At 60.4% G+C, this 13,550-nt stretch carries 13 protein-coding genes; 9 read left to right on the top strand and 4 right to left on the bottom strand.

Annotated features, from left to right (window positions below):
• The first annotated feature begins 8 nt into the window (after window positions 1-8).
• From lysA to ACILSO_RS10065, 5 genes are all read left to right on the top strand, one after another.
• The gene (gene lysA / locus ACILSO_RS10085) at window positions 9-1,301 is read left to right on the top strand and encodes a diaminopimelate decarboxylase (protein ID WP_395737267.1); all 1,293 of its coding nucleotides are present in this window, start codon (window positions 9-11) and stop codon (window positions 1,299-1,301) included.
• Between the two features lie 51 nt (window positions 1,302-1,352).
• Entirely contained in the window at window positions 1,353-2,276 is a 924-nt protein-coding gene (gene metF / locus ACILSO_RS10080; protein ID WP_395737266.1) for a methylenetetrahydrofolate reductase [NAD(P)H], read from the top strand.
• On the top strand, window positions 2,273-3,220 hold the full coding sequence (locus ACILSO_RS10075) for an ROK family protein (RefSeq protein WP_395737265.1): 948 nt from the start codon (window positions 2,273-2,275) through the stop codon (window positions 3,218-3,220). Before metF ends, ACILSO_RS10075 begins: the two co-directional genes overlap by 4 nt.
• A 53-nt stretch (window positions 3,221-3,273) precedes the next feature.
• The gene (locus tag ACILSO_RS10070; RefSeq protein ID WP_395737264.1) at window positions 3,274-3,756 is read left to right on the top strand and encodes a C-type lectin domain-containing protein; all 483 of its coding nucleotides are present in this window, start codon (window positions 3,274-3,276) and stop codon (window positions 3,754-3,756) included.
• A gap of 105 nt (window positions 3,757-3,861) precedes the next feature.
• Window positions 3,862-6,168, top strand: a complete 2,307-nt coding sequence (locus tag ACILSO_RS10065) for a dienelactone hydrolase family protein (RefSeq protein WP_395737263.1) — start codon at window positions 3,862-3,864, stop codon at window positions 6,166-6,168.
• 109 nt (window positions 6,169-6,277) lie between these two features.
• Here the strand turns inward: ACILSO_RS10065 and ACILSO_RS10060 are convergent, their stop codons facing one another.
• The 3 genes from ACILSO_RS10060 to ACILSO_RS10050 are packed head-to-tail and all read right to left on the bottom strand — an operon-like array spanning window position 6,278 to window position 9,860.
• Window positions 6,278-6,862: a GNAT family N-acetyltransferase gene (locus ACILSO_RS10060; RefSeq protein WP_395737262.1), complete on the bottom strand. Its 585-nt coding sequence runs from the start codon at window positions 6,860-6,862 to the stop codon at window positions 6,278-6,280.
• 2 nt (window positions 6,863-6,864) lie between these two features.
• A complete protein-coding gene (locus tag ACILSO_RS10055) occupies window positions 6,865-7,281 on the bottom strand; it encodes a SufE family protein (RefSeq protein WP_395737261.1) in 417 nt (138 codons plus the stop codon).
• The gene (locus ACILSO_RS10050) at window positions 7,278-9,860 is read right to left on the bottom strand and encodes a protein kinase domain-containing protein (protein WP_395737260.1); all 2,583 of its coding nucleotides are present in this window, start codon (window positions 9,858-9,860) and stop codon (window positions 7,278-7,280) included. The genes ACILSO_RS10055 and ACILSO_RS10050 overlap by 4 nt, the downstream gene beginning before the upstream one ends.
• Window positions 9,861-10,039: 179 nt before the next feature.
• On the opposite strand from ACILSO_RS10050, the gene ACILSO_RS10045 reads away from it, so the two are divergent.
• Window positions 10,040-10,474, top strand: a complete 435-nt coding sequence (locus ACILSO_RS10045) for a YkgJ family cysteine cluster protein (protein WP_395737259.1) — start codon at window positions 10,040-10,042, stop codon at window positions 10,472-10,474.
• A gap of 3 nt (window positions 10,475-10,477) precedes the next feature.
• Here ACILSO_RS10045 and ACILSO_RS10040 read toward each other — a convergent pair whose 3' ends face one another.
• On the bottom strand, window positions 10,478-11,050 hold the full coding sequence (locus ACILSO_RS10040) for a c-type cytochrome domain-containing protein (RefSeq protein WP_395737258.1): 573 nt from the start codon (window positions 11,048-11,050) through the stop codon (window positions 10,478-10,480).
• Between the two features lie 82 nt (window positions 11,051-11,132).
• Here ACILSO_RS10040 and ACILSO_RS10035 point away from each other — a divergent pair, with 82 nt between their 5' ends.
• From ACILSO_RS10035 to tsf, 3 genes are all read left to right on the top strand, one after another.
• Window positions 11,133-11,999: an RluA family pseudouridine synthase gene (locus ACILSO_RS10035; RefSeq protein ID WP_395737257.1), complete on the top strand. Its 867-nt coding sequence runs from the start codon at window positions 11,133-11,135 to the stop codon at window positions 11,997-11,999.
• A gap of 187 nt (window positions 12,000-12,186) precedes the next feature.
• On the top strand, window positions 12,187-12,879 hold the full coding sequence (rpsB, locus tag ACILSO_RS10030) for a 30S ribosomal protein S2 (RefSeq protein ID WP_395737256.1): 693 nt from the start codon (window positions 12,187-12,189) through the stop codon (window positions 12,877-12,879).
• 21 nt (window positions 12,880-12,900) lie between these two features.
• Entirely contained in the window at window positions 12,901-13,500 is a 600-nt protein-coding gene (gene tsf, locus ACILSO_RS10025) for a translation elongation factor Ts (RefSeq protein WP_395737255.1), read from the top strand.
• Window positions 13,501-13,550 lie beyond the last annotated feature (50 nt).

Below are 13,550 nucleotides of genomic sequence, written 5' to 3'. Positions count from 1 at the left end.
GCCCGCTTATGCACAGCTTCCGCTACCACCAAGGCCAGTTATTCGCCGAAAACGTCTCCCTTCAGTCCCTCGCCGAGAAACACGGCACGCCTCTTTACGTCTATTCCAAGGCCACCATCGCAGGCCATTTTACACGTCTTGATGCCTCCTTGGCGAAGCTCGACCATCTGATCTGCTACGCGGTCAAGGCCAACTCCAACATCGCCGTTCTCAACACCATCGCCAAGCTCGGCGGCGGTTTCGACATCGTCTCCGCTGGCGAGCTCTACCGCGTCATCAAGGCCGGTGGCGATCCCTCCAAGTGCACCTTCGCCGGCGTGGGCAAAACCCGCGACGAAATCGAATACGCTCTCAAGCAGGGCATCTACTGCTTCAATGCGGAGTCCGAGGCCGAGCTGCACTACATCAACCAGGTCGCAGGCGAACTCGGCATGCAGGCCCCCGTGGCCGTGCGTGTGAACCCCAACGTGGACGCCAAGACCCACGCCAAGATCACCACTGGCAAAAGCGAAAACAAGTTCGGCATCGATTTCGACCAGATCCTCGACGTGTATGCCCGCGTTTCCGCGGACTGCCCCAATCTGACCATCAAAGGTCTGCAGATGCACATCGGCTCCCAGCTCACCAATGTGGATCCCTTCCTTGAAGCCGTGCAGAAGGTCATCCCGCTCGTCACTCAGGTGAAAAAGAGCTACGGCATCGAGTTCTTCAGCATCGGCGGCGGCATCGGTATCAACTACAGGCAGAGCCTCGACTCCGGCGACTCCACTTGGTGGGAGGAAAATGCCGAAGTGCACCCGCTTACCATCCAGGCCTACGCCGAAGCCGTGGTTCCTCATCTTGAACCCCTCGGCCTGCGCATCCTCTGCGAGCCCGGTCGCTTCATGGTCGGAAACGCCGGCGTCATGCTCACCAAGGTGCTCTATGAAAAGCGCGGTTCCGCCAAGATCTTCAAGATCGTCGATGCTGGCATGAATGACCTCATCCGCCCGACTCTCTATGAAGGCTGGCACCAGATCGTGCCGCTCAAGCAGCCCACGGACGCCTCTGTGGAAAAAGTCGACGTCGTCGGCCCCATCTGCGAATCCGGAGACTACCTCGCCCAGAACCGTGAGATCCCGCACGTCAAAGAAGGCGACTATCTCGCCGTGCTCAGCGCAGGCGCCTACGGTTTCACCATGGCTTCAAACTACAACACACGCCCCATGCCCGCCGAGATCCTCGTCGATGGCGACAAGGCCACCGTCGTGCGCGAACGCCAGACCCTCGAAGACGTCCTCAAAGGCGAGCACCTCGCCTGATTTGTCTCGGGTTACAGAGAACTAGGAACAGAGAACAAAGAAACAGCCTCGATGCACATCGCCGATATCCTCCAAGACCAGCGCCCCACGCTCTCGTTTGAGTTCTTCCCGCCGAAGAGCGCGGAGGCCTTTGAAGCGCTATATCAGACCATCGGCGAGCTGGAGGCCTTCAAGCCCTCCTTTGTCAGCGTCACCTATGGCGCCGGCGGTTCCACCCGTGAACTCACGCACGACCTCGTGGTGCGCATCAAGACCACCACCAGCCTGGATGCCGTGCCGCACCTCACCTGCGTCTGCCACAGCGAGGCGGACATCGCGTCCATCCTGGAGCGCTACGCACAGGCGGGTGTCAGCAACATCCTCGCCCTCGGCGGAGATCCTCCCAAGAATCTCGCCAACTACGACCGCAAAAAAGACGCCTTCCAGCATGCCGCTGACCTTGTTTCCTTCATCAAGAAGTTCAATGACAGCGGTGCTCATGCAGACAGGCGCGGCTTTGGCATCGGCGTCGCCGGTTTCCCGGAAGGGCACCCCACCACGCCAAACCGCGTGCTCGAAATGGATTACCTCAAGGCCAAGGTGGATGCAGGTGCGGACTACATCTGCACCCAGCTCTTCTTCGACAACCACGACTTCTACGACTTTCGCGAGCGCTGCCAGCTTGCTGGCATCCACATTCCCATCATCGCTGGTATCATGCCCATCACCAGCGCCTCCGGCATGCGCCGCATGGCCGAGCTCGCCGCCGGTGCCCGCTACCCCGCCAAGCTCCTGCGCGCCATCCAGCGCTGCGGTGGCGATGAGGCCGCCGTGCAGAAAGTCGGCATCCACTACGCCACCGAGCAGTGCCATGATCTGCTCGACCACGGTGTGGACGGCATTCATTTCTACACGCTGAATAAATCCCACGCTACGCGCGAGATTTACTCCAGCCTCGGCATTCGCGACTCCGCCTCCGTGCGTCCGCAATCATGAGCGAAGAAGCCCCCCTCATTGCCGCCATCGAAGCTGGCGGGACCAAGTTTGTCTGCGCCGTCGGCACCGGTCCTCATGACGTGCGGGATGTCACCCGCATCCCCACTACCACGCCCGAGGACACCATGGCCGGGGTGACCCGCTTCCTCTCCATGGCCAAGTCGAAATACGGTTCCATTGCCGCCATCGGCATCGGTTCCTTCGGCCCCATCGATCTCGACCGAAACAGCGAGACTTACGGCTACATCACCTCCACGCCCAAGCCCGGCTGGCAGTTCACCAACATCGTCCCCAAGCTCAAAGACCGCTACCACGTTCCGGTTGCCTGGGACACCGACGTCAATGCCGCCGTCCTCGGCGAGTACCTCTGGGGCGCCGGGCAGGATACAGCCCCCCTCATCTACATCACCGTAGGCACCGGCGTGGGCGGTGGCGTGCTTATCAATGGCCAGTTGCTTCACGGCCTCCTTCATCCGGAGATCGGCCACCTTCTCGTGCCGCCTCCGCAGAACTCCTCCGCCTTCCAGCAGGCCTGCCATTGCCCGTTTCACAAGAGCTGCGTCGAAGGCTACATCTGCGGTCCGGCTCTTGCCTCCCGCTGGGGCGTCAAAGCCGAGGCCCTTCCCCCGGATCATCCCGCATGGGAGGAAGTCGCCGATGTCATGGCCCACGCCCTGATGAATCTCACCCTCAGCATCTGCCCCAAGCGCATCATTCTCGGCGGCGGGGTCATGAGCCAGGAGCACATCCTTCCCCTGATCCGCGGCCAGCTCCACAAGCTCAACAACGGCTATCTCCGCGTCCCCGAACTTGGCCGCAACCTCGACGACTTCATTGTCGCCCCCGGCCTCGGCGCACGCTCAGGCCTGCTCGGGGCGCTGGCGCTCGGGAAGTATGAGCTGGACCTGCATTTGAAGCAGACCGGCGGGGCTTCGGCCGCCTAAGGTGGCCGGGTCTGTCGGTTGCACGCTCGCGATTTGGCGATCTATTTCGCGGCATGAAAAGGCTCCTGCTGCTTTCCCTGCTCATTCTGGCCTGCATCTCCCCGGCACAACAACCCGCCGCAACGCCCAAGCCTCCTCTCGGAGTGCCGAGGGACGCGAAGTACTTCAACGGCAAGTGGTATGCCGTGATCTTGGAAAAAGTGAACTGGGCTGTGGCCCAGTCCCGCTGCAAGTTGCACGGCGGCCAGCTCGCCGTTGCGCATGATGAACCCACCGCCAGCTTCATCAAATCTCTCACCAAGCTTCGCGTGTGGCTCGGTGCCACGGATGAAAAAGTCGAAGGCAAATGGGTCTGGGTGGACGGCCAGGAAATGACTTTCACCATGTGGGAGCCTGCTGAACCCAGCAATGACAACGGCAAGGAAAACTACCTTCGCACCTCACCTAACGGCCGCTGGGCGGATTCTGCCAAAGATTGGGACACCTACCCGAGTCTGCCTATCATCGGCTACATCTGTGAGTGGAAAGGAAAGTGAGCAGACCGTGCCCGTGCACTTGTCCACCCAACTCTTTTTTATTTCGGTCCGCCGCCTATTCCGTCCCGCTTGCAAGACTTGGGCGATGAGAGTTGATTCATCACCATGAAACTGCCGCTCTTTTCCGCCGCACTGCTCGCGTTGGCCGCGCACGCTTTGGCCCAGCAGCCGGAAACTCTTCCTGACACGCAGCCGCTGATCAAAGACGGAGACATCTCTGAGCAGATGCATGCTGCGGCACTGGAGGACATGGACCAGTTGATCGCCGATTCGGTCAAGACCCGCGCCAAACACTGGCACCGCGATTTCTCTTCGACGAATGCCTACACAGCGTCGGTCCATGAGAATCGTGAGCGCTTCAAACACATCATCGGTCTCAGGGACAAGCGTGTGCCCGTGGCGCTGGAGCGTTATGGAGATGAGACGAATCTCGCGCTGGTGGGCAAGACCAAGGCCTACCGCATCTACCAGGTGCGCTGGCCCGTCTTGGAGCAGGTTTCCGGTGAAGGTCTGCTGCTGGAGCCCAAAGGCCAGCCCAAGGGCTACATCATCGCTCTGCCAGACGCAGATCAGACGCCGGAGCAGATTGCAGGCCTGGCCCCCGGTGTGCCGGCAGAGGCGCAGATCGCGCGTCGTTTTGTCGAGAATGGTTTCGCCGTCATCGTCCCTGTCTTGATCAATCGCAGCGACGCCGGCTCCGGCAATCCGGCCATTCTCATGACGAACATGCCGCACCGGGAATGGCTTCATCGTCAGGCCTACATGATGGGCAGGCACATCATCGGCTACGAAGTCCAGAAGGTGCTGGCGCTGGTGGACTGGATCAACATTCATCGTCACGATCAGATCGGTGTCGCAGGTTATGGCGAAGGCGGACTCATCGCCATGTATGCGGCCGCCGCTGACCAGCGCATCGATGCCACACTCGTGAGCGGTTACTTCAAGTCTCGTCAGCGCACCTGGCGTGAGCCTCTCTATCGCAATGTGTGGGGCCTGCTCGCAGAATTTGGCGATGCCGAAATCGCTTCCCTCATCGCCCCCCGCGGCCTCGTCATCCATTATACTGACGAGCCTGACGTGGATGGCCCGCCTGCGCCCAAGGGCAAGAAAAACCAGGCAGCGCCCGGCAGGCTCAGCACCCCCGAATTTGACGAGGTGGAGGAGGAGTACCTGCGCATTGACTCCCTGGTGCCGCCCGGCTTCCAGCGCCGCTCCCTTGTGCGCAGCGATGCCGCAGCGGCCAATGCCCTCGCCAAGCTCCTCAAGACCGACATCAACATGGCCCTTTCCCGCGAGCTTCCGCAGAGCCTGCGCCAGAGCCACGTGCCCTCCTTGCGCCAGTTTGCGCAGATGAAGGAAATCGAAGCCCATGTACAGCGCCTCATCCGCGGCTCAGATCAGGTGCGCAATGACTTCTTCCTCTTCAAAGCCATGCCGGAATTCCGCAACGACGCCTGGACCTACGCTCAGTTTGCTGACAAGAAGCCGGACAAGTTCATCGCTGCCACCAAGGATTTTCGGAAAAACTTCTCAGAGGAAATTCTCGGCAAGATCGACTCCCCGCTCCCCACTCCCAAGCCCCGCACCCGCAAGATTTACGACAAGCCCAAATGGACCGGCTACGAAGTGGTGCTGGACGTCGGCGGCGAAGGCTTCGCCTGGGGAGTCCTGCTCCTGCCCAAAGATCTGAAGGCCGACGAGAAGCGTCCCGTGGTCGTCTGCCAGCACGGTCGCCATGGCATCCCTTCAGACGTCATCGAAGGTGACAAGCCCGCGTATCATGACTTCGCCGCGCATCTCGCCGAGCGCGGCTTCATCACCCTCGCCCCGCACAACTTGTACAAGGAAGAGGAGCAGTACCGCACGCTCTCACGCAAGGGAAACACCGTGAAGGCCTCCATGTTTTCAGTCATGCTCCGCCACCATGAGCAGTGGCTCAACTGGCTCGGCTCCTTGCCGCAGGTCGATGCCAAACGCATCGGCTTCTACGGCCTCAGCTACGGTGGCGAGAGTGCGGTGCGCATCCCGCCTTTGCTGGACGGTTACTGCCTCTCCATCTGCTCCGGAGACTTCAACGACTGGACCCGCAAGGTCGCCACGACCGAGGACAAGCACAGCTTCATGTTCACGGACGAATGGGAGATGCCCTACTTCAACATGGGCAGCACCTTCAGCTATGCTGAGCTCACCTACCTCATGTTCCCCCGTCCCTTCATGGTTGAGCGCGGACACCATGACGGCGTCTCCATCGATCCCTGGGTGGCCTATGAATACGCCAAGACACGCTGGCTCTACGCCCAGTTCGGCCTGGAGGAGCGCACCGAAATCGAGTTCTTCAACGGCGGCCACACCATCAACGGCAAAGGCACCTTCAGCTTCCTCCACAAACAGTTGAACTGGCCCGAGCGCTGACGGACGTCAGGCCCATAGTGGTCCGCACAGTCCTCTGTGCGGCTCGCAAGCACCCTGAGGTACAAGCCATCTTTGGCGTACTCAGAATCCAGAGCTTACTGCCGTCTGGCTACAGCTCCTTCACCCAAAACGTCAGCGTCTTCGGCGACTCTTCCTCCTCGCCAATCTCTTTCCACACAAAGGTCGCCTGGAGTTCCGGATGCTTCACATACCCTTGGCTCCGCCAGAACTCATCCAGCGGGCGGTAGCCCTCAGGTTGCAGCGGATGTTTTCCATCACGGTCCACCGCGCAGAAGGTGCTCTTCGTCTTCCCCAGCGCTCGCGCATGCGCCTCACGCCTGACAAAAAACTCCTTCCCAAATCCTCGGCCGCGATATTCGGGCAGCAGAATCGATTCACCAAAGTAGCAGATTTTGGAGAGGTCATATCCCGCTTGCTCAAATGCCGCTTTAAACTCCGGTCCCTCATCAGTCATCGGCAGGCAGGTCGTCGCACCCACCACGCGCTCATCATCAAACACCAGCACCACCAGGCTGCCGCTGGATCTCACGTAGGTGCCCAGATAGTCACGCTCGTTCTCCAGATTGCCCACATACAGATACGGATATTCGTGAAACACCGCGATGCGCAGTGCACCCAGGGCGTCGATGTGCGGTGCCAGTTCGGCACCATGAAAGTTTTGCAGACGGATCATGATCAGGATGCGGAGGTAAATTCATTCGCCATCTGGCGGATCTTGCCCCGCATGTTCGCCAGTCCGTTCAGCCGCGTCGGAGAAAGCATCTTCGTAAAGCTGCAGCTTTCCCAGACCCGTGGCTCGACCGCCGCCACTTCGGCAGGATCAGCGTCCGTGTACAATTCGCACAGCAGCGCTGCCAGCCCTTGGACCATCGGGGATTCAGCCTCGCAGACAAAGCGCGTCCGCCCGTCCACCATCTCCCCATGCAGCCACACGCGTGAGACACAGCCGGGCACAAGGTTCGCTTCGACCTTGTGGGCCTCTTCAAGCTTCGTCGAGCGCCCACGCATCACCACCGCGTTCAGACGCTCATGCGGGTCTTGGATGATGTTCAGGTCGTCGATGAGCGACTGCTGTTTTTCCTCAAGGCTCATTTCAGCTTCGCGAGACGGCCCTTGCTCCAGTTGAGACCCGTCTGGATGGCCTCGTCATTGGCGATCGCGGCGGCAAGCTTCTCCCAGATCGCCACGGCATTGGCAAACGCGGTCTTGGCATCCGCCTTTTTGCCGGCGCTCTCACAGGTATGCCCCAGCGATCCGTACAGCTGCGCCAGCTGGCTGGCCCACATGCGGCGCTCAGGTGTGAGCTTGTCATTGGCCGGCTGCGCTTTGATGAGGGCTTCGAGCGAATCCACCGCCTGCTTGGCGATCGGAATGGCGGCGGCGGTCTTGTTGCTGTCAGCCAGCAGTTCAGCGTATTCACCACGCAGCTTCGCCAGCAGAAAGCCATAGCGCGCATTCTCCTTGTCGTCGGCCATGATTTCGTTCACCAGCTCGATGCCATCCTGCTTTTTCTTGCTCGCCTCCCCCGGGCTGCCCGCGTCTCGGGCCAGCGAGGCGAGGGCGCCATAATTGCGCGCCAGCAAATATTTCACTTCGGCCCACTCCGGCAGCAGGCGGTTGAGCTCCAGAAGGATCGGCACGGCCTGGTTGTGCGCCTCTTTGGCATCCGACCCGCTGAAGTGCCGCCCTATCAGCTCTGCCAGCTCGGTGTAGGCCTCCGCCAGCAGCAGCGCCTGGTCCTGATTCCGCGGACTGCTGCCCAGAACGAGCTCGCCCATGTCCTTCACAGAGTCGATGAGCGTGTTGAGGGCTTCTTCGACTTTGCCGGCGTCACGCTGGCTGATGCCCTTGGCAAACTTCGCGCGGGCCAGAATGAACTTCTCATCGTTGATCAGATCATGCCCGATCATCTTCGCATCCAGAATCACCGGCACACGTGCCAGCGCCTGCTCTGAGTCGGTCACATCCCCGTTGCGCAGCGTGCGCATGCCGTACTCCAGCCACGCCCGGGCGCATTCATTGCGCGCAAGACGGTTCTTGGGATCCGCAGCCAGGCCTTTGTCCAGGTTAACAGTGGCTTCTTTGAGCAAGGTCAGCGACTCAGCATGCTTGCCTTCCCGGCCACGAATGTCAGAGAGCAGCAGGCTGTACCTGCCCAGCCACTGCTGGTATTGGGCGATCTCGCTGCTCCCGCCTGCTCCTTTGCTGATCAGCTCCGCAGCCTGGTCGCGTGCCTTGGTAAGGAAAATCACCGCCTGCGTCGTGTTTCGCAGCTTGAGGTGGATCTGCCCGATGTTGCCGTAGGCACGCAGCCGTTCCACACCAAGTGCGGGCGACTGCTCCAGTGCTGGCAGTCCGCGCATGCAGTAGGCCAGCGCGTCTTTCAGCTGCTCCTTCTGAAAGCCAGCCTCCATTTCGTTGCCTGTGGGAGTTTGCAGCAGCTGCGTCAGGAACTGGTCCACGGCGTTCTGCGAGTTTTGCAAATTCTGATCCGCCACCGCTTTGGCGCTTCGTGAGGTGTCCCGTTCGGTGATCAAGGTGTCGATCCGGCCGTTGAGCGCATCCCGCTCCATTTTGTGGACGTCATTGATGTTGGAGATCGTGTTCTCCGCCTTCTGCGCTCGCCGCAGGGTCGTAAACGCATACACAAAGCACAGCACGAAAATCGTCAGCAGTGCGATGGCCGTGGTCTGCAGCGTAAGCACCTTCTTGGCCTGTTTCTGCCTCTCGCGCACGGTCTGCTCCCGGGACTCTTCGAGCAGGTAGTCGCTCTCCAGCACTTCAAATTCGCGCACGATCTCGCGCATGTCCGTCCAGCGCGCCGCCGGGTTCAAATCCAGCGCGCGCTCGATGATGTTTCGCCGGCGCTCCTCCCACTTGGACTGCGCGGTCTGCGGCCAGTAAATCTTCGGCTGGGCTTTGACCGCCTGCAGCAGCGCATGGCTGTTCACCTGCACGGCCAGACCCGCCGCCGCCTGCTGCCTTGCGCGGTCGACCTCGCTTTCCCACATTTCTGCGCCGCGCGGCAGCGCACCCGTGAGCAGGCGATAGGCCAGCACGCCAAAACTGTACACATCCCACGAAGGGCCGTACCCAGCGAAAACCCCGTCCGGATTTTCCGCCTGTTCCGGGCACAGATGGACAAAATGGTCCGTCAATTCGAGGTGATGAATGCCCCCCACCCAGCCCTGTGCGATGTCTGTGAGCCGGATCGAGGATTCCGCGTCGTCTTCCAGCAAGATGTTGCACGGGCGCAGGTTGCCATGCGGAATCCCATGTTTGTGCAGCCAGGAGAGCGCATCCGCCACCTCATAAATGTGCCGCCAGGCCTGTTCCGGGGGCAGGCCGTTGCACGCGGACTCGAGAGACGGCGTCTGCCACTGGCGTCGGCCATGGCTGTCCTTCGTCATCACGCCCACCAGCGGCATGACGCAAAAGTACGGCGTTTTGTCAAAACTGTAGCTTTCCACCGGCAGCACGCCGCGATGGTGCGGCATCTGCTGCAGGGCTCGGAAGGCGGTCGCCAGAGCCTTGCGATTGATCGCCATCGAACTGAAAACTTTGACCGCGCAGGCTTTGCCGTTCGTGGACACCGCCCGGTAAACGGCGCCACACCGCCCGCTGCCAACCAGGTCCTGCAATTCATGTCCGGCGATTTCGGGCAGACTCATGCGTGCTTCAGATGTCTCTAGGATTGGTTGTTGACCCGCCGGATGATGCGGAAACTGGCCTGAAGCATCATCAAGGGTGTGTACGATGGGGGCGGAATGAGAAATCTCAAATCTCAATTGCCTCTTTGCAAAAATCGCGTGCCACAAAAGCCAGCACAGCCATGCTGAATGCACACTGCATGAAAAACCCCAAGCAATCAGACCACCGCCCGGAAATGGAGGCGATATACGGTGAGTTGGAGCGCCGCCCTCTGCCCCGTCAGTGCGAAATGCGCACGGGCTGCTGCCATTTCCGGCTGGCGGGCCACACTCCCATGCTTACCCGGGGGGAGGCCTTGTACGCTGCCCAGGGGGTGCGTGCCAGCGGGCGCAAGGCGCTCAAACCTCACCCCGACGGTGCCTGTCCGCTGCTGGGACGCGACGGTCGCTGCACCATTTACAAGCACCGGCCCTTTGGCTGCCGGACCCACTTTTGCGCCGAAGCCGGCGGCATGTATCCGCGCAAACACGTGGCGGACCTCATCCAGCGCCTGGAGGCTCTCGACGAGCGCCTTGGCGGCAGCGGGTCCAGACCGCTCGAATCAGCCGTCAGCGCCGCTCTGGCGGAAATGTGATGATCAGGGGGCCGCGCAGTCGCGCGCCAGCTTCTGGCTCGCTTCGGAAAGCTTGGCCAGCGGGTAGGACACCTCGGATGCGTTCAACGGCATGCGCAGCACCACATTCTCGCCATCCAGCCGCACAAACCCCGCCTTGATGGTCTTCCCATCCATATTCGTCCAGCTCATGATCGGTGGCAGCGACTTTTTGACCGCCGTCGGTGCCAGTTTGGGCGCGTTTTTGTCGAAGTTCGCTCCCTCGGAGATCCATTCGGTGATCTTTTTGATGTCGCCGGTGGAGAGCTGCCCATCGGGTGGCATGTGGTTTTTGCCGTCATTGACCATGATTTCGAGGAAATGGCTTTCAGCCGGCTTTCCTGGACGAATCTGCGCCACATCGTTGTCAGCAATGTCCATTTTGAAAGTCTTCAGGTCGTCAAAGACGAAACCCGCCTTCTTCTTCCCTGTCTTCACGCTGTGGCATTCATAGCAGTTCTTCTCCAGAATCGGCTGAATGTCCTTCTGAAAATCCGCCGTCAGGGCGAGCGTTGGGGCTAAAAAGGGGACGAGTAGGCAGAATCGAATCAGAGACATGGGGGCGCGCGTTTGAACCTGTCACCAACGTGCCACCCCGCTTTTCCTTAGCCAGCATCTTTTTTCCGTGCCATGACACCCCATGTCCGAGCACCGCACCGTCAAATCTGCCACCGAACTCCTGCCTTTTCTTTTCGAAAACTGGCCGGACATGAAGCGCACCCGCCTCAAGCAGTGGCTGAAATACGGCAGCGTACGAGTCAATGACCACGCCGTGACCCGCCACGACCACGCACTCAAGCCCGGAGACAAAATCACCATCAAAGTCGAGCGCGCCCCACGTGCCGACGTCAAGCCCATGCCCGCCGGCCTCAGCATCGTTTATGAGGACGAGGCCATCATCGTGCTGAACAAAGGCGCCGGATGGCTCACGGTGGCCACCGATTCCGGCAATGGCCGCACGGCCTACGCCGCCCTGACCGACCACGTCCGTGCCACCAACGCCCGCAACCGCGTCTGGATCGTTCACCGCCTGGACCGCGACACCTCCGGGCTCATCGTCTTCGCCAAAACCGAGCCCTACAAGCGCATCCTGCAGCGGAACTGGCATCTTTTCGACAAAACCTACCTCGCTGTCACCGAAGGTGTCATCAAGCGCGATTCCGGCACCCTCCGCTGTCATCTCAATGAGGAGTTCTCCCTCCGCGTCCGCAGCGTCCCGCCCAATGAGGATACCCGCGAGGCCATCACTCACTTCAAGGTCCTCAAGCGCGGCGCCAAAACGACCCTCGTCGAGCTGAAACTCGAAACCGGCCGCCGCCACCAGATCCGCGTCCACCTCTCCGACATGGGCCACCCCATCGTCGGCGACAAGCCCTACGGCGCCACCACTGATCCCGCCCGCCGACTGGGCCTCCACTCCAGCGAACTCCACTTCCGCCACCCCGCCACCGAGGAAAAAATGGACTTCGTCCTGCCGCTCCCAGATGCGCTGGCAAAGCTGGTGTGACAATTCTGAGGGAGAAAAACCGCTTGCCGTACGAGGGGATGCCGGTAACATCGCGCCCCCTTTCGCCGGGCCATGTTGGTCAGGCCAAAGGGTTTTAACCCTTAGCCCGTTCGACCGGATCAGCCCCTGCGGCTGAGCGTTTTGCCCCCAAAGCGTGCGGAAGACAGGCGCCTTAGATACCAAACACATGTCAACACAGATCCTCGCCGAGCTCGTCGAAGCCGGAGTCCATTTCGGACATCAAACCAAGCGCTGGAACCCCAAGATGAAGAGCTTCATCATGGGCACCAAGAACCAGATTCACATCCTCAACATCGAGGAAACCGTCAAGCAGATCGACAAGGCCGCTGATTTCCTGGCCGACCTCGCCCGCCGCGGCAAGAAGATCCTTTTCGTGGGCTGCAAACGCCAGGCCCAGGAAGCTGTGAAGCAGGCCTCCGAAGCCTGTGGCCAGTTCTACGTCAACCATCGCTGGCTGGGCGGCACGCTCACCAACATGGAGACGATCAAGAAGAGCATCGCCCGTCTCAACTACCTCGAAGACATCGAGAACAAGCCCGAGTTCAAGCTCATGTCCAAGAAGGAGCTCGCCGGCCTCAACCGCGAGCGCATCAAGCTGGAGCGCAACCTTCGCGGCATCCGCCACATGGGCAAAGTGCCAGACGCAGTCGTCATCGTTGACTCCGCCCGCGAGCACATCGCCGTTCATGAGTCCCGCCGCCTTGGCATTCCGATCGTCGCCCTCGTGGACACGAACGCCGATCCGAACATCATCGACTACCCCATCGCCGCCAACGACGACGCCATCCGCTCCATCCGCATCATCCTGCAGAAGCTGATCGACCCCGTCATCGTCGCCACGGCCGAAGCCAAGAAGTAACTTTTACCCCCAAAACCAACCATGGCTGAAATCTCCGCTAAACTCGTCATGACCCTGCGTGAAAAGACCAACGCAGGCATGATGGAATGCAAAAAAGCCCTCACGGAAGCCGGTGGCGACCTCGAAAAGGCCGAAACCATCCTCCGCAAGAGCGGCACCATCAAGGCTGAAAAGAAGGCTGACCGCCAGACGAAGGAAGGCATCATCGCCTCCTACATTCACATGGCAGGCCGTATCGGTGTGCTGATTGAAGTGAACTGCGAGACGGACTTTGTGGCTCGTAATGAGAACTTCCAGGCGCTGGTGAAGGACATTTCCCTTCACATCGCGGCTGCCAATCCCCGCTACCTCCAGCGCGAAGACGTCCCTGCGGACCTCGTCGCGAAGGAGCGCGAGATCGGCGCCGAGCTGGTCAAGGGCAAGCCCGCGAACATCGTGGACAAGATCGTTGATGGCAAAATGGAGAAATTCTATGCCGACAACTGCCTGTTGGAGCAGGCGTTCATCAAGGATCCTGAGCTTACGATCGCGAACCTGATCAAGGGCAAGATTACCGAGCTGGGTGAAAACCTCATCGTGCGCCGCTTTGTGCGTTACGCTGTGGGTGAAGATATCCAGTAAGATTGATTCCAATAAATCACGAAGGCGGTCGGCAACGACCGCCTTTTTTA

Source organism: Prosthecobacter sp. (genome assembly GCF_044226605.1).
GTDB lineage: Bacteria > Verrucomicrobiota > Verrucomicrobiia > Verrucomicrobiales > Verrucomicrobiaceae > Prosthecobacter.
The sequence above is the reverse complement of the archived record's forward strand: the minus strand, read 5'-3'. Positions and strand labels throughout refer to the sequence as shown.